Origin of the sequence: Olleya namhaensis (assembly GCF_900114005.1) — a bacterium.
GTDB classification, from domain to species: domain Bacteria; phylum Bacteroidota; class Bacteroidia; order Flavobacteriales; family Flavobacteriaceae; genus Olleya; species Olleya namhaensis.
The window spans coordinates 186,144-205,954 of the sequence record NZ_FORM01000006.1; the positions used below are offsets into that span (position 1 = coordinate 186,144).

A 19,811-nucleotide genomic window follows, 5' to 3' on the forward strand; every position below is an offset into this window, starting at 1 on the left:
TCACATTCGCTAAACGTTAGCAGTAATTCAAACCAATCTTAAACCAAATGAAAAATACTTTAGTTTTATTAATGTTTCTTTTACTAACGTCTTGTACCTTAATTTTTCCAAAAGTTGCCCTTAAAAGAGCTGGCATATTTGACACAAAAAGCGAACTGATAATTATAGAAAGTAAAAATCAAAGAATAATATTTATCGGAATGCATCATTTTGGTAAAAAAGAATTTTATGATGACGTTGCTAATAAAATTGACTCATTACAAAAATTAAATTATACTATCTTTTATGAAAACGTAGGAAAGCGTAAAGAAACTGATTCTCTAACAGCAATAAAAAACTTTAAAAAACTAAGAAAGTTAATGGGCTTCTTCCCAATTCAATATATAGATACAACTACAAACAAAATTGAAAACAAAATAAATTATAAAGGAAAACATAAGTTAATAAACCAACCAAGATATCCTAAATTAGGGGTTGATAGTATAACTGCTGTAAAAGCAGATATAGACATCACTGAATTAATCTTAGAGTTTGAGAAGAAAAACGGAGATATTAAGTTAGATAGTTGTGATTTAAAAACTAAGTTAACCGAGAAAGACTACAAATGTAAAAAAGTAAACAAAGCTGTTTTTAGAGAATTTAGAAATAAATATCTCGGAAATTTTAGAGAAGCGCACTTAGCGGAAGTAATAAATAGAAGTAATAAAAATAAAGTTCTAGTTATTTATGGAGATGCACATTTTTGGGGACTGTATAAAGAAATGAAACATCTAGATAACGATTTTAACATTACAAAACATAAAACTATATTAAAACATGAATAATTAACTGCTAAATTTTTAGTCAATTAACGAAAGTCCTTGCAGACTTTCTATCTGTAATTTATTTGCTAACTTAAGTACTTAAAACATGCAATTAATACTATCCAACAATTAAACGAGTATCTTAAAAAAACAAGTTTTTTGTGTTACCAAAATTAAGCAACCACTAATTCTTATCCTCTAAAAGCGGAACAAATCTAAACTCACCAAATTCTGTTTTTTCAAAATCCTTTTGACCTGTTCTTACAAAAAGGGTCATTGTTTGTACATTTTCGCCAACAGGTATAACTAAACGTCCACCAATTTCTAATTGTGCTAATAATGGGTTTGGCACAAAAGGGGCACCAGCAGTAACTATTATACTTTTAAAAGGGGCTTCTTCCTTCATCCCTTTATAACCATCGCCGAAAATTAAACTTTTAGCTCTGTAACCTAATTTTGGTAAAAATCTGCTAGTAATTTTAAACAGTTCTTGTTGCCTTTCAATACTATACACTTTAGCACCAAGCTCGCATAAAACAGCAGTTTGGTAACCACTACCTGTTCCTATTTCTAATACTTTATCGCCTCTTTTAACTTGCATTAATTCCGTTTGAAACGCAACAGTATACGGTTGAGAAATGGTTTGATTAGCCGCAATAGGAAATGCTTTATCTTGATACGCGTGGTCCAAAAAGCTAGAATCCATAAATAAATGTCTAGGTATCTTGCCAATAGCAGCCAATACAGCAGTGTTTGTAATTCCTTTATTCTTTAAAACAGCAACTAATTGCTGACGTAAGCCTTTATGTTTAAAAGTATCTTTCAATGGTAGTCCTTAGTTTAGAGCATAAAATTACTTCAAAAATTCAACCCTGAAAAGGATTTCCGTCAATTTATAATTTTGTCTTAAATCCAATATATAATTATTAAATTCATATAAAATACTGTGTAAAAAAACTTATTTTTGTATAAAACATAACAAACTATGCTAAAAGCTGGTGTATTAGGTGCTGGTCACCTTGGAAAAATTCATCTTAGACTATTAAATCAATCAGACAAATTTCAATTAGTTGGGTTTTATGATGCAGATGCCGACAACGGTAAAAAAGTTGAAGCTGAATTTGGTTACAAATATTTTAAAACTATTGAAGCGCTAATTGAAGCTGTTGATGTCGTTGATATAGTAACGCCTACCCTATCTCATTACGATTGTGCCAAGCAAGCTATTGCAAAAGGCAAACATATATTTGTAGAAAAACCAATAACAAATACCGTACAAGAAGCCGAAAGCTTAAGAGCTTTGGTTGCAGAATATGGCGTTAAGGGTCAAGTTGGACATGTAGAGCGTTTTAATCCCGCTTTTATTGCAGTTAAAGACCAATTAGATAGTCCAATGTTTATTGAAGCACATCGTTTAGCCGAGTTTAATCCGCGTGGAACAGATGTACCAGTAGTTTTAGATTTAATGATCCATGATATTGACGTTATATTAAGCGTTGTAAAATCTAAAGTTAAAAATGTATCTGCCAGCGGAGTTTCTGTTATAAGTGATACACCTGATATTGCTAATGCACGTATCGAGTTTGTTAACGGTTGTGTTGCTAATTTAACAGCAAGTAGAATATCGTTAAAAAACATGCGTAAAACACGTTTTTTCCAACGTGATGCTTATATCTCTGTTGATTTTTTAGAGAAAAAATGTGAGGTTGTAAAAATGAAAGATGCGCCAGAAACTCCTGGAGATTTTGATATGGTTTTACAAAATGCAGAAGGTGTTAAAAAGCAAATCTATTTTGATAACCCAGAAATATCTGCTAACAATGCTATTCTAGATGAGCTAGAATCTTTTGCAGATGCAATAAATAATAACACAACACCTATTGTAACATTACATGATGGTACAGAAGCGTTACGTGTTGCAACAATGATAATTGATCAATTTTAGAACAACATACAAATGAAAAACATAGCAGTTATAGGTGCAGGAACAATGGGTAATGGTATTGCTCATACGTTTGCACAATCAGGATTTAAAGTACAATTAATAGATATTAGCGAAGCGTCTCTAAAAAAAGGAATGGATACCATTACCAAAAATTTAGACCGTATGGTTGCTAAAGCTAAAATTACAGAAGCTGACAAAGCGGAAACTTTAGGTAATATAACAACCTATACAAATATTGAAGCTGGTGTTGAATACGCTGGTTTAGTAGTAGAAGCTGCGACAGAAAATTTAGATTTAAAATTAAAGATTTTCAAACAATTAGATGCCGCTTGTGGTGAGGACACTATTTTAGCAACTAACACCTCTTCTATCTCCATTACACAAATTGGTGCTGTCACGTCAAGACCAGAAATGGTTATTGGAATGCATTTTATGAATCCGGTGCCAATCATGAAATTAGTAGAAATTATCCGTGGATATAGTACAAGTGATGCAGTCACTAAAATCATCATGGATTTATCTAAGCAACTAGGTAAAACACCAACTGAGGTTAATGATTACCCAGGTTTTGTTGCCAACCGTATATTAATGCCAATGCTTAACGAATCTATTGAAACGTTATACAATGGTGTTGCTGGTGTCGAAGAAATTGATACCGTAATGAAACTTGGTATGGCACACCCAATGGGTCCATTACAACTAGCCGACTTTATTGGATTAGACGTTTGTTTATCTATTTTAAACGTAATGTATGATGGATTTAAAAACCCTAAATACGCACCATGCCCATTATTAGTTAATATGGTAAATGCTGGAAAACTTGGTATTAAATCTGGTGAAGGTTTTTACGATTATTCAGAAAGCAGAAAAGCAGAAAAAGTATCTAAACAGTTTATATAATTAAAAGTAAAAAGGCATAAGTTAGTAGTGTTTATAGCGCTAAAGACGTATGCCTTTTTTTATTAGTACTTTCTTCTTTTGCCTTTTGCCTAAAAAGACTTCTTATTCTCAAAAACATGACAAAAATACTCCCCTTTAAAGCTGTAAGACCAACTAGAGATAAAGTTAGCTTAGTGGCGTCACGTTCTTATCAGAGTTATACACAAGCAGAAAGAGAAGCACGCTTGGATCATAATCCGTTTTCGTTTTTACATATTGTAAATCCAGGATACAAATACGACAAAGAAATCTCTGGAGAAGCACGTTATAAATTAGTGAAAAACCGTTATTCAGAGTTTAAAGAAGATGCTGTTTTTATGCAAGACCAAAAACCTTGTTTTTACATTTATAAAATAGTAGACAGAGACTTTCAAGTCTTTAATGGTATTGTTGCAGCAGCAAGTGTGGAAGATTATACCAATAACATTATTAAAAAACATGAAGATACAATCGCTTCTCGCGAAACCGTATTTAAAGACTACCTAAAAACAGTAGGTTTTAATGCAGAACCTGTGTTATTAACCTATCCTGATAACGATGCTATTTCTAACATTATAGCAAAAAAACAAAAAGAACGTGCTGAGTTTGAGTTTACAACAACCTACAGAGACACGCATTATTTATGGCTAATTGAAGAGCCATCAGATATAGATACAATAACAGCCACATTTAATAACATGCCAACGCTGTATATCGCAGATGGACATCATAGATCGGCCTCGTCTCAATTACTTTGCGAAGACCTAAAAAACGAAAATCAAAAACATACAGGAGAAGAAACATATAACTTTTTTATGAGTTATTTGATTGCCGAATCGGAATTACGCATACACGAGTTTAACCGATTAGTAAAAGATTTAAACGGATTAACTAAAGAAGAGTTTTTAATACAATTAGATACCGTATATCGTATTGAAAACAGAGGATTAACACCATATCAACCATCAAAATCGCATCATTTTAGTATGTATTTGGATGGCGAATTTTACTCGTTATACCTTAGAAAAACAGAATATAACTTTGGTACGTCTTTAGACGAATTAGATGCGCAAGTCCTTTTTAAAACAATTCTAGAACCTATTTTAGGAATTACGGACTTACGTAACGATACTCGCATACATTACATTAGCGGAAAAAAAGACATTGTAAACCTTAAGAGTAAAGTAGATAGTAAGGAGTTTATCGTAGGTTTTGGCATGGTTCCTGCGACAATTAATCAAATGAAACAAATCGCTGACGACGGACTAACAATGCCTCCAAAAAGCACATACATAGAGCCTAAAATTAGAAGTGGTGTTACTATTTATGAGTTTTAAAATAAGACAGTAGTAAAAAGGTATAAGGGATGAGAGATAATTTAGATGCTATATTATTTCTTAGTTTGTCATTAAGACTAAAGCGCAGAATTTAAATTAGAGCTATGAAATCGACTAAATTATTACTAATAATATTTTTAATTATATTTTTTAATTGTTCAAGCACTAAAAACACAAACTCTGATTCAAATACTACAATTAACATCCAATACATAAAAGAGATAAAGAACTATAGTCATTTTAAAAAATTAATAAATAAAGACTTTGATTGTAAAAGTGTAGAGCAAAATATTTTAAGAGGAATAACTACAGGCGCCAAACAAACAACCACCAAGTGCCATAATATTAAAAGTAATGAGTTGGTTTATGTTTCTTTTACAAGTGAAGGTGATACTTATATTAGTCAGAAATACTTTTATAAAAACAAGGCATTAGTATTTATTAAAACTGAGGCTATAGATAAAAACAAAGATTCTATATTTAATGAAATTTATGTAAAAAATGATTCAATTTATTACAATCGACAACAATCACATGAGGCTAATCGGTTATTGATTAATGGCGTATATTACTTAAATAATTTCAATTACGAATAACATAAGTAAGTGAATAACCTCAAAACAAATTCATATTACCATAGGAAACATTATGAGCATCAAACAAAATCTAAACATAATAAAACAATCCCTTCCTGATCACGTCACACTAGTTGCTGTTTCAAAAACAAAACCGGTTAGTGATTTAATGGAAGCTTATGAGACTGGTCAACGCATTTTTGGAGAAAATAAAATCCAAGAAATGGCAGACAAACACCAAGAAATGCCAAAAGATATTAAATGGCACATGATTGGCCACGTACAAACCAACAAAGTCAAATATATGGCTGAGTTTGTAGATTTAATACATGGTGTAGAGAGTTTTAAATTGCTAAAAGAAATTAATAAACAAGCCAAAAAGCACGATAGAATTATCGATTGTCTGCTTCAAATTAAAATAGCTTCGGAAGATTCTAAATTTGGAATGTCTCCAGAAGATGCTTCAACATTACTTCAGTCTGAAGACTTTTCATCTTTAAAAAATGTTAGCGTTATTGGTGTCATGGGAATGGCAACTTTTACGGAAGACCAAGATCAAATTAAGCAGGAATTTGGTGTACTAAAAACAACATTTGATTCACTTAAAACAGTACATTTAGATTTGGAAACCATATCTATGGGTATGAGTGGAGATTACCAATTAGCAATTGACTGCGGTAGCACCATGGTTCGCGTCGGAAGTAGTATCTTTGGAAAACGCAACTAATAGTTAAAAAGTAATAACTAAAAGTTTTAATTAAATAATGAAAGAATCAATTTTAAAGATTAAAAGTTACAATTTTGCCCTGCAAATTATTAAGTCTTACCAATTGATTGTAAAAAATGATAAGGAATATACACTATCTAGACAACTTCTAAGAAGTGGAACTTCTGTTGGTGCCAATATAAGAGAAGCCGAGTTTGCTCAATCTAATAAAGATTTTATTAGTAAAATGAGCATCGCTCTTAAAGAAGCTAATGAAACAGAATATTGGATTGCCTTACTTCATGATTCTTCATACTTAAAACACGACTTATTTTTGAGTTTAACTTCTCAAAATAAGGAATTAATTAAAATGTTAGTAGCTACAATAAATACTATGAAATCAAAATCAACTAATTTTTAATTTTTAATTTTTCACTTTTAACTGTATTGTACACAATAGTCGACATAGAAACCACTGGTGGTAAGTTTAACGAAGAAGGAATAACCGAAATAGCAATCTATAAATACGATGGTCACGAGGTGGTAGACCAGTTTATAAGCTTAGTTAATCCAGAACGTGAAATTCAGCCTTTTGTGGTTAATCTTACAGGTATAAATAGTAAAATGCTACGTAATGCACCTAAGTTTTACGAAGTAGCAAAGCGTATTGTAGAAATTACGGAAGACACTATTTTAGTAGCACATAATGCAAAATTTGATTACCGCATTTTAAAAACAGAATTTAAACGTCTTGGATTTGAGTTTGAACGTGAAACATTATGTACTGTAGAGCTTTCTAAAGATTTAATTCCTGATTTGCCTAGCTATAGCTTAGGAAAATTAGTTAGGTCTCTTGGTATACCAGTTACAGACAGGCATCGTGCGTCAGGAGATGCTCTAGCAACGGTCAAATTATTTAAATTACTATTAAATAAAGACACCAATAAAACTATAATTAAAGCATCTATTAGAAAAGAACCAAAATTCCAAATGGAACCGCGTTTAATAGATATTATAGCAAATCTACCATCAAAAACCGGAGTCTATTATATGCATAAAGCCGACGGTGAGATTATTTATATTGGTAAAAGCAAAAACATAAAAAATAGAGTCAATCAGCATTTTACAGGTACAACTGCTAAATCCAAAAAAATCCAAATGCAAGTCGCAACAGTGACTTACGAAGCTACTGGTAGCGAGCTTGTAGCGCTTTTAAAAGAAAGTGAAGAAATTAAGAGAAACAAACCCATACTTAACAGAGCTTTACGTAGAAGTATATTTACACACGCCCTGTACAGTTTTATAGATCATAATGGTTACATAAATCTAACTATAGACAAAGCAGATGGCAGAAAGCCTCACGTTACCACCTTTAGCACCAGACAAAGCGGTAAACATTTTTTAGAAAAAATGGTTGAAAATTTTGAACTATGTCAAAAATTATGCGGGCTTTATAAAACAAAAAGTAGCTGTTTTCAATACGATGTAAAAAATTGTCAAGGTGCTTGTATAGAAGAAGAAACACCTGAGAGCTACAACAAACGTGTACAGAAACTATTAGACAAGTACAACTACAAAAACAAAAACATGGTTATTGTAGACCAAGGTCGTGAAGTTGATGAGCGTAGCGCTATTTTAATACAAAATGGGGTGTTTAAAGGTTTAGGCTTTTACAATTTAAATTATCAAATTAATAATCTAGAAATTTTAGAATCTATTATTACTCCAATGGAAAATAATAGAGACCAACAACATATAATACAAAGTTATTTAAGAAAAAATAAGCGCATAAAAATACTTAATTTAGAATGAGAATATTAGTCGTTATCGCCCTGTTATTTACAAATTTTTTAGTCTCACAAAACCAATTTAACACCAAGGATTTAACGACTACAAGAGCAGATTTAGAATTAAATGAATTTAAGCAAGATACCACTGCCAATGCTGTAGTTTTATATGAATATGGAAACGCTAAAATTGACGAAAAAAGTTTCAATTTAATTTTAAATTATAACAAAAAAATCAAAATTTTAAACCGTAATGGTTTCAATCAAGCCAACGTTAAAATATACTTATACAACTCTGGAGGCAATAAAGAGAAAATTACAAATTTAATTGCCACTACTACAAATATAGAAGACGGAAAAGTATCTAGAATCAAACTTGATGATTCTCAAATATTTGAAGAAAAGGCAGACGAGAATCACACAATATTTAAATTTATTCTTCCAAATATTAAAGAAGGCTCCGTTATAACGTATAGTTACACTTTTGAGAGTCCATTTATCTATAAATTTAATACGTGGCGCTTTCAAGAAGAAATTCCAAAACTTTATAGCGAATACAACACGAGTATTCCTGGTAATTACGACTACAATATCAAACTTGTTGGAGAACTTAAATTAGACGCAAACGAAAGCACTATAAAAAAAGGCTGTGTTGAAAGAAACAATGGTGCTAGTGCAGACTGCACCGTCGGAAAATATGCAATGCAAGACATCCCTGCTTTTATAGAAGAGGATTATATGACTTCTGCCAAAAATTATTTATCCCGAATTGAGTATGAATTAAAAGTTGTTAAAGGATTTGATGGTACAGTAAATAACATTACTAAAAATTGGGAAACAACGGATAGCGAATTAAGGACTGATTCTGATTTTGGAAAACAGCTAAAAAAGGAAAGTCTTGTAAAAAAGCTAATTGACCCTGAATTATTAAATCAAAAAAATGATTTGGATAAAGCCAATTACATCTTTGATTTTGTTAAAAACAATTACAATTGGAATAACTATTACCGCATTTTTAAAGATGTATCCATAAAAGAAGTCATTGAACAAAAGTCAGGTAACGTAGCAGAAATTAACTTGCTACTTTATAACCTATTAATAAAACATGGTATCCAAACCTACCCTGTACTATTATCGACAAGAAACAATGGATTTATAACTAAACTATACCCTGTTATTTCAGAATTCAACTATGTGATTTTGAGAGTAGAAATTGATGGCGAATCATACTTTTTAGATGCCACAGATTCTGCATTAAATTTTGGAGAGATCCCGTTTAAATGCTTAAATCAATATGGACGAGAAATGGACTTTAAAAACGGAAGTCATTGGGTTGATATAAAACCAAAAACAAGCTCAGCAATACAGCATAAAATTATTGTAAAACTTAATGATGATGGTACATTTACTGGAACTTTGACAACCGCAAAAACAGGTTATAATGCGTTAAAAGCTAGACAGAATTATACTAGAGACGATCAAGATAATTTAAAACAATTCAAAGAAAAATATCCCGATTATACTTTTGGCGATATTGAGGTTGAAATAAATAAAAACAACAAATCGTTGTTTACTGAAACAATGTCTATATCAGGACCATTAACAACCATAGGAAACAAGATTTATTTAGACCCCTTTATTTTTAAAATTTTCACAAAAAACCCGCTACAATTAAACAAAAGGACCTATCCTATTGACTTCGGGTATAAAAACAATTTTATCTACAATATAAAAATTGAATCTAGTGACAACTATAAAATTATAGAAACACCACAAGAAAAATCATATAAACTATCTAATAATTCTGGTTTACTTGTTTTTAAACCAATACAAAAAGAAAATATTCTAGAGTTATCTTTTAGAGTTCATTTTTATAACACGATGTACACTACAAATTATTATCCTGAATTAAAATCTTTTTATAACGACATTGTTAAAATTCAAAATAACACTGTAATAGTTTTAGAAAAAAATAACTAATCTTTATTTAGTATTTTTACCACATGAGTGCAGCAAAACAAAATAAAGGTTGGAAAGACAAACTTCATGAGATTATTTATGAGGCAGACACACCTGCGGGAAAACTATTTGATGTCATTCTACTTGTTTTAATTTTAGCAAGTATACTTTTAGTTATGCTAGAAAGTGTCAATCATATTGACGCAAAATACCATGAGCTATTATACATCGGCGAGTGGATTATTACTATATTTTTTAGTATCGAGTATATTTTACGTGTCATAACCGTAAAAAAACCTTTCAAATACATTTTTAGTTTTTATGGTATTTTAGATTTATTGTCAACAATACCAATGTATATCTCTTTTGTTTTTGCAGGTTCTCATGCTTTGGTAACCTTAAGAGCATTACGTTTACTTCGTGTTTTCAGAATTTTAAAACTAGCTAGATACTTAGGTGCTTCTAACCAATTAAAGGATTCTATAATTGCTAGTCGTGTCAAAATATTTGTGTTTTTATTTGCAGTATTAATTTCGTCTGTCATTTTCGGAACCATTATGTATTTGGTTGAAGGAGAAGATAATGGATTTACAAACATTCCTAAAAGTGTCTATTGGTGTATTGTAACCTTAACTACAGTTGGATTTGGAGATATTGCGCCACAAACTGCATTAGGACAATTTATTACAACCATCATCATGATTTTAGGTTATGGTATTATTGCTGTACCTACAGGGATTGTATCTGCAGAGTATTCTAGAAGCATGAAAAAGTCTGATGACGAAAAAACACAACAACCGCCACAAAAAAAACTAAATCTAAACACGCAACGTTGTTCTAATTGTCATGAAGAGTACCATGATGACGATGCTAGATTCTGTAAAGTCTGCGGAACCAATCTATATTAATATTCTTTTAAAGACCTTTTAAAGTGAAACACACTAACAAGTATCTTATATCTATTGTTGGACCAACAGCTATAGGTAAAACAGCGCTTAGTATTAAGTTAGCCAATTACTTTAATACAGAAATAATATCAGCCGATTCTAGACAGTTTTTTAAAGAAATGAGTATTGGTACTGCTGCGCCAACCACTGAAGAATTAGCACAGGCTAAACATCATTTTATACACAACAAATCAATCACAGAAGCTTACAATGTTGGTGCTTTTGAAAAAGAGGCCATAACTTGTTTGAAAAGCTTACACCAAAGCAATGACGTTGTTATTATGGTAGGTGGTTCTGGATTATATGTAGATGCTGTTAGTAAAGGTTTGGACTACTTTCCTGAAGTAGATAAAGCCATTAGACCACAATTAAATAAACAATTAGAGACAGAAGGTTTAGAAACGCTTCAATTACAACTAAAAACATTAGATCCAACATCTTACAATACGATAGCAATTGACAATCCGCAACGCGTTATTAGAGCCTTAGAGATTTGTATTGGTAGTGGACAGCCTTATTCTTCATTTTTAAATAAAGATAAAAACAAACGCCCTTTTAAGACCATTACCATTGGTTTAGAAGCTGATCGTCCAATTATTTACGACAGAATTAATAAGCGCGTCAACATAATGATGGATAATGGATTAGTGGATGAAGTCAAAACACTACTCCCTTTTAAGGAACTTAACAGCCTAAATACGGTTGGATATAAAGAGATCTTTAATTATTTAGATAATACTTGGACTTTAGACTTTGCTGTAGCAGAAATACAAAAAAATTCTAGACGATTTGCAAAACGACAATTGACTTGGTTTAAACGCAATCCCGAAACTTTATGGTTTGATTATCTAACACCAAAAGAAACTATCATTTCTAAATTAGAAACTATTATAAACTAAAAAATCCAGCAATATGCTGGATTTTTTTTATTCAAAAAGTAGACTTAATTAGTTATTAACTTTGGTTAACGACTAATCTAAATCCTTCTCCATGTATGTTTAAAATTTCAACTTTAGGGTCTAATTTTAAATATTTTCTAAGTTTAGCAATATAAACATCCATACTTCTAGACGTAAAATAATTATCGTCTCTCCATATTTTAGTTAATGCTAATTCTCTTGGCATTAAATCGTTTTCATGTAGCGCTAACATACGAAGTAATTCGTTTTCCTTTGGAGATAATTTTACTTGCTCTCCTCCGTTGTATGTTAAAAATCTAAGCTTAGAGTTTAAATCAAAACCTCCAATTTTAAATTCAAATTGCTTGCTATCTGCAACTGTATCGTTAGCTTTACGTTGCATGATTGCTTTAATCTTCATTAATAAGACTTCACTATCAAAAGGTTTGTTTAGATAATCATCTGCACCAACTTTATACCCTTTAAGCACATCTTCTTTCATCGCCTTAGCGGTTAAGAATACTATAGGCACTTCTGCATTTTTCTCTCTAATTTCTTTAGCTAAAGTAAAACCGTCTTTATATGGCATCATGACATCTAAAATACATAGGTCAAAATCGCCACGTTTAAACTTTTCAAAGCCTTCCATACCATTTTTAGCATGTGTAACTTCGTAATCGTTCATTGATAAATAATCTTTTAAAACAGTTCCAAAATTTGGATCGTCTTCGACTAATAATATTCTTTTTAATTGTTCTTCCATAATATTACGAGATTAAGGGAAGCTTTATTGTAAAAGTACTTCCTTTTTCTTTTTCACTTTCTACTGATATATGACCATGATGGTCTTCTACTATTCTCTTAACGTAAGCCAATCCTAAACCATGACCTTTGACGTTATGTATGTTTCCTGTATGTTCTCTATAAAATTTTTCGAACACACGTTTTTGAGCTACTTTACTCATGCCACTTCCGTGGTCTTTAATATGTACTAAAATATTATTACCAGCCAATTCTGTTGTAACTATAATTTTAGGTTGTTCTGGAGAATACTTAATGGCATTGTCCAATACGTTTACTAAAACATTGGTAAAATGTGTTTCGTTAGCTAATACGGAAGACTTTTCAGCATTAAGGTGGGTTTCTATATGACCACCTCTATCTTCTACAATTAACTCTACATGAGTAATAGCGTCTTCTACTAAGTCGTTTAACTCTACACGTTCCTTACTAATGTTTAGCTCATTTTTTTCAAGTTTAGATATTCTTAATACATTTTCTACCTGAGCATGCATTCTTTTATTCTCTTCTTTAATCATTCCTAAATAACGTAAAACCTTCTCTTTGTCGTCTATTACCTTAGGATTTCTAATGGAGTCTAATGCCAAATTTATTGTTGCGATTGGCGTCTTAAACTCATGTGTCATGTTATTGATAAAATCTGTTTTAATTTCAGAGATCTGTCGTTGTTTTATTAACTGATACAATGCACTTGAATAAGCAATTATAATAATTAATGTAAATACAATAGACAAAATTAGCATCGTTAAAACTGATGATAAAATGAATTTTTTACGTTCCGGAAAATTTACTAATAACCTGTAATTGCTATCGTCGTTTTCATTATAAAAAAAAGGAACACTAAAAGTAGACGCTTTATTTTGATCTAAATGAAAATTTTCTGTCTTAACCTTGGTGGCTAAACCATTACTATAAATAGCAAACTCATAACCAATATTAATATCGTCTTCTAGCAGTTTTAAAACTAATAATCTGTTTATTTTATCTGCGTCAACACGCTTGTGTAATGGTTTTAAATACGCTTTATCTTTATAGACTGTCTCTAAAGCAATATGCGTACTTTCATTAATCTTACTCAACTTTGAAAGCATTGCAGATAAATTCTTACTACCATCAACCGAGTTGTTTTCAATAGTTTCGGTTTCTCTTTTTTGTAAAATTCGTTTTACATTTACACTATCATAACCTATATCAAAGAGCGATGAGGATACTTTATAATTCTCTTCAAAAATACCGTTTCTGTAAATTACAGTTTGGTTGTTCTCTGGATTATCTTCTTTAAGATAAATATTTATGATAGCTGTAGTATCATTTACATTAATAGCACCCTGGCTTAATAAATCGTTAAATTTTCTTAAGTAATCCTCCTTCTCTTCATTTTCTATAGTGTTAGACACGTAACTCAATGCTTTTTTCACATTGAAGTTAAATTGGTTTTCACTATTTTGAATTGAATTGTTAATATAATAAGCTTGTACTAAAATAATACCTATTAAAGAACAACTCATTAAAACTACTAATACTAGAAATATCCTTTTATTCACACACCAAAACTAATATTTTAACATTTAGGATTCCTTGCATTTAACCTTACATTAACAAAAACGTTAAAATTTAATGATTTGTTGCGCTATTTAAGATTTTAGCATGGATTTTTCCTACTTGGTGCCTTGTACCTTCTAAATTTACATTAGTTATCACAAAATCTGAAAGTTCAGTTTTTTGTTTATCGCTCCATTGGTTTTTCATAATGGCTTTTACCTTTTCAGAAGAAGAGTCGTCACGTTTAACTACACGCTTAAGTCTAACGTCTTCAGGTGCCACTACTGTTATGATGACATCATATTTTTTGTAGCTACCGTTTTCAAAAATAATAGCAGCTTCGCTAATAACGTAGTCTGACTCTTGTTTTTTTACCCAGTTAGCAAAGTGTTTTGCAACTTTTGGGTGTACAATAGCATTCATTTGTTGTAATAATGCTTTGTTGTTAAAAATCTGACTCGCAATAAAAGGTTTGTTTAATGACGCGTCAATATATGCTTGGTCTCCAAAAAGCTGTACTAGTTTTCGTTTTATAATTTTAGAACGGTTCATTAAAGCCTTAGCTTCTGTATCTGCTATATAAACAGGTACACCTAAGTCTTTAAAAAAATTAGCAACTGTAGTTTTACCACTACCTATACCTCCTGTTAATCCTACAATTATTGGTGTCATTCTTTTATAATAAATTCAATTTTTTGCTGTAACAACCTTATGTTTTTAACACTAGCAGGTTGTTTTACTAAATTTGGAGTTAAAAACGAATTATCTATGGCGTCTTTATAATTACAAACCACTTTAAAATCTTGTGCTGATATATTCTTAAAGTTTTCTAAACTGGTAGCATAGCTTAAAGAAATCTGTTTTGGAAAATAATTAAGCGTTATACCTTCTGGAACATTAATAACCTCTATTGGAAGACTAACCACACCTTCTGAAAACTTAGAAACCTTAACTTCCAATTGTACTTGCTTTAAGTTTGTCTTTACCTTATTACCTATACTATCCAATTGTAAGGTTAGTATTTTATTAATATTGGCTTTAACATCTAAGACATCCAAGTTGTCCGTATCTATCTTTTTAATTTTTCTGAGTATAGAACTTGGTCCAATCAACTTTATGCTATCTGGTTTCGTTTTAACAACATCCAACGTATTATAACCAGGCGCATATTTAATATTTGCATGCAGCACTATTGGAACATATTTTATACTATTACTATCATACTTAAACGATAAAGTATCTGGATTGATGCTAATTATTTTTTTCTCTTTACTAAACTGCTTGTTAATATTTGCAAAGCCACGAGACATACTCCAGATAAGTGATGAGTCTTTTTTTACTATATCAGTGTTAAAATCAATGTCTAAAAGCGGACGATTTATTGCATATCTAAGCCAATCAAATCCATAGGTTTCTAATGTTATATTTAACTTAGCATTGTCTTGATTTATTAAAACAAATGTATCATCTACATTTATTGGATTTACATCAAAAGTTAGTGTTGCTGTATAAACTTTAGATAATTTAGTTAATACTAAAATTGAAAACGCTAACAAGAAGAACAGTAAAAAGACATTTATCTTTTTGCTCTTAAACAATCCTAATATTTTAGATTTTATGGTTTGCATTATTTATTATTAAAAAACAGATGAGGAAATAGCACTTCTGCTTTATCTTTTTTTATACTTAATATTAAAGTGGACTTTAAAAACCCATAGCCATATCCAAAAAACTGAATACATATTGCTAACAACGCCTGACATGCAATAATCACATTTTTTGTTGTGATTAAAGCTATAACAAAAACGAGACTAAAATAGAATAACACTAAATATATTGGTAAGTAAATATTAAAAAGCGCAAATATTATAGCAAAAATAGCACCAAGTGTAAATACTGACGGAAACCAATAAGTCAGCTTTTTAGTTTGCGGATGCCATTGGTTTAAAATAGGTCTTACAGAACCAAATTTATAGACTTGTTGATAAAATTTAGACCAAGAAATACGTCTTTTATGATAAACGTAGGCTTCCGGGATTAATACTGTATTAAAACCTAAATTCCATAACCGTATAGATAAATCAGGATCCTCTCCTGGATGAATGTTACCAAAGCCTTTTGTAGCTTCAAATGCTTTTTTAGATAATCCCATATTAAAACTTCTAGGCTGAAACTTGTCTAAACTAGCCTTATTACCTCGGATTCCTCCTGTTGTTATTACAGAAGTCATACTAAAATCTATTGCTTTTTGAAGATTAGAAAATGATTTATGTGCTTTATCTGGTCCTCCAAAACAGTCTACGTAATTTTGTTTTAAACTACGGTCAACTTCAATTAAATAATTACTAGGCAATAAACAATCACTATCCAAAATAATAAAGTAATTCCCTTTTGCTTTTTGCATTCCGAAGTTTCTTGAATCTCCAGGTCCCGAATTCGGTTTAAAATAGTAGGTTATATCTAACTGCGTATTATACTTATCTATTACGGACTGAGACGTTATCGTCGACCCATCTTCCACAATTACAATTTCATAACTAAACGTACCGCTTAACTTTAAAAAGCTCTCTAAAAGCTCTTCAATCTCTACAGGACGATTATAAACGGGTATGATAAAAGAATAACTTAATTGCATGTTACAAATGTAAGTTAATCGCATAAAAAAAGCCACCTAAAAAGGTGGCTTTTAATTGTATTAAAGTTTAAGATTACTTCTTAATTACTTTTATTGTTTCTGTTACATTATCAATAGTTACTTTAACAAAGTAAGCTCCTGCCTGTAAGTTAGACATGTCTACAGAATTGTTAACACTGTTTGGTGCGTTTCTATAAACTTCTTGTCCAATCATATTATAAACAGATACATTAGAAATCTCTTTTTGAGCTTTTAATGTTAAGTTGTCGCTAACTGGGTTTGGATAGTAAGAAAATAAACTTTGATTAGTAAAGTCTGAAGTACTTAAAACTGCTTCTGAAACTAATAAAGTAAAAGAACCTGTAACTTGTGATCTTGCAGTTCCATCATCACTAACTCTAACATAATACGTAGTTCCTTCCGTTAAATCACCAACTACAGATACATTGCACTCGCCAACTACAGCACCGGCACAATCACTATAAACAGCATATTGAGCAGCGGTAGTTGTTACTGTAACCTCTCCTGAAGCAGGAGCTACAAATGAATACCATAAATCTGATATTACACCTGTAAAACAATCTGTTGCTAAAGCAGAATCTGTTGCACCAGTATTATCTCCTGTGATTTCAACTCCTAAAGTTAAAGCTTCTGAAGTTGTACACTCATCATTTGCTGGTGGCGGTGTAGTACATGTTACACTTAATTCAAAGTTACCTGTACTAGTTGAACTATATCCTTCGACTGAAATCCAATATTGTGTATCCACTACAGTTGTGAAAGAAGTTGAAGCTTCATAATTTGAACCACATTCATCATATCCTTCATCTACTAAAGTTAAAGCACCTGAAGTACCTGTAAACACTAATATTTCAGTGTCAAAATCTGTGTTAACGCAAGTAGACAACTCTAAAATATCACCTGTTCCCATAAAACTATACCAAATGTTAGGAGAATCAGTATCTGCTCCATTTTCATTTCCATCAGGAGCCGCATCAGGAGCGTCGTCTTCATCTAAAGATGCAGAAGTTGTGTTACCCGTAACAACGTCACCACAAGCGATAGCTAGTGCATTTGCAAAATCGTCATTTTCTGGTGGTGCTGGTGCTTGATAAACACAAACATCAAACTCAGTATACGATGTAGTAGAACTGCTTCTAATGCTAATATAATAAGTTGTACCACTAGTTGCTGCTATAGTCAGTGCTGATGAATTAAAACAACTAGCAGACGACCCAACTGTTGTTAAACCATCACATCCTCCTTCAAAAGCTGCAATATAAGTAGAAACAAAACTAGCCGATTCAAATGTTTCAGTAACATTTGCTATATAATTTGCATCTTCTGTAGCTGTAAAAGTATACCAAACATCTTTTCCTCCTGTACATCCTGTTGAACTGGCTAATGCATTTTCAGTTGTTCCTGACATAGCTTCATTACAAGTCCCATCTTCAGATAAAGTTATAGCAATAGCCCCTGAACAATCATCATTTGCTGGTGGTGCTGGTGGCGTTCCAACACAAACATCAAAAACTGTAGTTTGACCCGCTGTTGATGTGTAAGTATATACCTGTACAAAGTATGTATTTCCAATTATTAACCCTGCAGTAGTACTAGTATTACTATCAGAACAAGTTAATGCAGTTGCTGTAGTTAATGCTTCACATCCTGGAGATGCATCGTATACTGTATGATATAAATCTGTTGCACTACCACTTACATTAGTTAAAGACACAACATGTGCATTGCTAGTTGCTACAAAGCTATACCAAACATCATCATTTGCTGTACCAGAACAATTATCAACACCAGAAGCTGATGCTCCAAAAACAGTTCCTGAAATAACTTCAGTACAAGATAAATCTGCATTAACATTTAGTGCTATTGCTTCTAAACAATCATTATTTACTGGAGCTGTTACAGTAAAAAAAGATTGTTCAATACAATCTTGAGCACTACCATTATCGTTATAAGGAGTAATTGTTACATAATAAGTTGTTCCATCTGCTAAAGCACCCAAATCATAAGAAGTACTATTAAGATTGTCTACGTTATCAGCAATATCGTTTACACCTGATGCAGTACCAGCTGAAATATAATAACCTGCAGGTATACCTGTTGCTGCGGACCAAGATATAGATCCATCTGTCAATACATTTTCCGTTTCACTTAAAACAGAATCACAATTTGGCGCATCAGCAGAAGTTTGAGAAACTAAAATATTATCTAAATAAAAATAACTATCTCCACTTTGCCATTCTCCTCTTATTCTAAATTTAAAATCTGAACCTAAAGGAATATTTGCTGAAGGAATCACCTCACTATAAGTTGTACAAGCTGTAGTTTCTGTAACCGCAAAAGAAGACACTAAATTCCAATCAGTACCATCATTAGTTGAATATTCAACAAAAATTATGTAGTCTACAGCATTAGTTAAATAAGGTCTAGCTAACCAATCAAAAGATACAACAGCATCTGTTTCGTTTGATGCTCCTACAAAATTTGGAGAGGTAAATGTACCATCATTGGAAGCACTACCGTACAGATTATCGGCAATATTACCACTTCCTTCACATACATATGTTGCAGTTGAACTAGCAAAATAACTGACTTGAGACCATCCTGTAGGAAAGCCCGAGTCAAGATTTTCTTGAATAAATATTTGTGCATTAGACTGCATATTAAATGCAATAAGCGCAAACAATAAAAAAGTAATTTTTCTCATATTAAAATTGGTTTTAGTTAGTTATTAAATAATCATTCTTTAAAAATATTGAATAATTACCAACGAATAACAAACAACCTTGTCAAATCGACAAAATACATTTTTCGTAGACAAAACGCTTATTTCTTTAACATAAAACTACAACTAATTGATTATCATACTTTTCCTACACACTATGCTTTAAAGCATAAAAAAAGGCCTTACGTTACACGCAAGACCTTTTTTTAAATAT

The 19,811-nt window shown here is 31.4% G+C and carries 18 protein-coding genes; 11 read left to right on the forward strand and 7 right to left on the reverse strand.

The features are described from left to right. The first annotated feature begins 47 nt into the window (after window positions 1-47). On the forward strand, window positions 48-824 hold the full coding sequence (locus BMZ09_RS10965) for a hypothetical protein (RefSeq protein ID WP_090840489.1): 777 nt from the start codon (window positions 48-50) through the stop codon (window positions 822-824). Between the two features lie 163 nt (window positions 825-987). Here the strand turns inward: BMZ09_RS10965 and BMZ09_RS10970 are convergent, their stop codons facing one another. Continuing rightward, window positions 988-1,629 carry a protein-L-isoaspartate(D-aspartate) O-methyltransferase gene (locus BMZ09_RS10970; protein WP_090840491.1) on the reverse strand — a complete coding sequence of 214 codons (642 nt, stop codon included), beginning with the start codon at window positions 1,627-1,629 and terminating at the stop codon, window positions 988-990. A 159-nt stretch (window positions 1,630-1,788) separates the two neighbouring features. Here BMZ09_RS10970 and BMZ09_RS10975 point away from each other — a divergent pair, with 159 nt between their 5' ends. From BMZ09_RS10975 to miaA, 10 genes are all read left to right on the forward strand, one after another. After that, window positions 1,789-2,748 carry a Gfo/Idh/MocA family protein gene (locus tag BMZ09_RS10975; protein WP_090840493.1) on the forward strand — a complete coding sequence of 320 codons (960 nt, stop codon included), beginning with the start codon at window positions 1,789-1,791 and terminating at the stop codon, window positions 2,746-2,748. Between the two features lie 12 nt (window positions 2,749-2,760). Beyond that, entirely contained in the window at window positions 2,761-3,648 is an 888-nt protein-coding gene (locus BMZ09_RS10980; protein WP_090840495.1) for a 3-hydroxyacyl-CoA dehydrogenase family protein, read from the forward strand. Window positions 3,649-3,764: 116 nt separating this feature from the next. Next, on the forward strand, window positions 3,765-5,003 hold the full coding sequence (locus BMZ09_RS10985) for a DUF1015 domain-containing protein (RefSeq protein WP_090840497.1): 1,239 nt from the start codon (window positions 3,765-3,767) through the stop codon (window positions 5,001-5,003). 104 nt (window positions 5,004-5,107) lie between these two features. Then, complete coding sequence (locus BMZ09_RS10990) at window positions 5,108-5,599, forward strand: hypothetical protein (protein ID WP_090840500.1); 492 nt, start codon at window positions 5,108-5,110, stop codon at window positions 5,597-5,599. A gap of 52 nt (window positions 5,600-5,651) precedes the next feature. Then, complete coding sequence (locus tag BMZ09_RS10995; RefSeq protein ID WP_090840502.1) at window positions 5,652-6,305, forward strand: YggS family pyridoxal phosphate-dependent enzyme; 654 nt, start codon at window positions 5,652-5,654, stop codon at window positions 6,303-6,305. 37 nt (window positions 6,306-6,342) lie between these two features. Then, a complete protein-coding gene (locus BMZ09_RS11000) occupies window positions 6,343-6,705 on the forward strand; it encodes a four helix bundle protein (protein WP_090840504.1) in 363 nt (120 codons plus the stop codon). Window positions 6,706-6,731: 26 nt separating this feature from the next. Further along, entirely contained in the window at window positions 6,732-8,096 is a 1,365-nt protein-coding gene (locus BMZ09_RS11005) for an exonuclease domain-containing protein (protein ID WP_090840506.1), read from the forward strand. After that, window positions 8,093-10,051, forward strand: a complete 1,959-nt coding sequence (locus BMZ09_RS11010) for a DUF3857 domain-containing protein (RefSeq protein WP_090840508.1) — start codon at window positions 8,093-8,095, stop codon at window positions 10,049-10,051. The genes BMZ09_RS11005 and BMZ09_RS11010 overlap by 4 nt, the downstream gene beginning before the upstream one ends. 23 nt (window positions 10,052-10,074) lie before the next feature. Beyond that, entirely contained in the window at window positions 10,075-10,938 is an 864-nt protein-coding gene (locus tag BMZ09_RS11015; RefSeq protein ID WP_090840510.1) for an ion transporter, read from the forward strand. Window positions 10,939-10,961: 23 nt separating this feature from the next. Further along, window positions 10,962-11,876 (forward strand): tRNA (adenosine(37)-N6)-dimethylallyltransferase MiaA, encoded by a 915-nt coding sequence (miaA, locus tag BMZ09_RS11020; RefSeq protein WP_090840512.1) that lies wholly within the window; start codon window positions 10,962-10,964, stop codon window positions 11,874-11,876. A gap of 55 nt (window positions 11,877-11,931) precedes the next feature. Here the strand turns inward: miaA and BMZ09_RS11025 are convergent, their stop codons facing one another. From BMZ09_RS11025 to BMZ09_RS11050, 6 genes are all read right to left on the reverse strand, one after another. After that, entirely contained in the window at window positions 11,932-12,639 is a 708-nt protein-coding gene (locus BMZ09_RS11025) for a response regulator transcription factor (RefSeq protein WP_090840514.1), read from the reverse strand. Between the two features lie 4 nt (window positions 12,640-12,643). Beyond that, the gene (locus tag BMZ09_RS11030) at window positions 12,644-14,185 is read right to left on the reverse strand and encodes a sensor histidine kinase (RefSeq protein ID WP_090840517.1); all 1,542 of its coding nucleotides are present in this window, start codon (window positions 14,183-14,185) and stop codon (window positions 12,644-12,646) included. Window positions 14,186-14,291: 106 nt separating this feature from the next. Next, window positions 14,292-14,891: a dephospho-CoA kinase gene (gene coaE, locus BMZ09_RS11035; RefSeq protein WP_090840519.1), complete on the reverse strand. Its 600-nt coding sequence runs from the start codon at window positions 14,889-14,891 to the stop codon at window positions 14,292-14,294. After that, window positions 14,888-15,847 (reverse strand): YbbR-like domain-containing protein, encoded by a 960-nt coding sequence (locus BMZ09_RS11040; protein ID WP_090840522.1) that lies wholly within the window; start codon window positions 15,845-15,847, stop codon window positions 14,888-14,890. Before BMZ09_RS11040 ends, coaE begins: the two co-directional genes overlap by 4 nt. Beyond that, window positions 15,847-16,854 (reverse strand): glycosyltransferase family 2 protein, encoded by a 1,008-nt coding sequence (locus BMZ09_RS11045; protein WP_090840524.1) that lies wholly within the window; start codon window positions 16,852-16,854, stop codon window positions 15,847-15,849. The genes BMZ09_RS11040 and BMZ09_RS11045 overlap by 1 nt, the downstream gene beginning before the upstream one ends. A 73-nt stretch (window positions 16,855-16,927) precedes the next feature. After that, a complete protein-coding gene (locus tag BMZ09_RS11050; RefSeq protein WP_090840526.1) occupies window positions 16,928-19,579 on the reverse strand; it encodes a T9SS type A sorting domain-containing protein in 2,652 nt (883 codons plus the stop codon). Window positions 19,580-19,811: the final 232 nt, after the last annotated feature.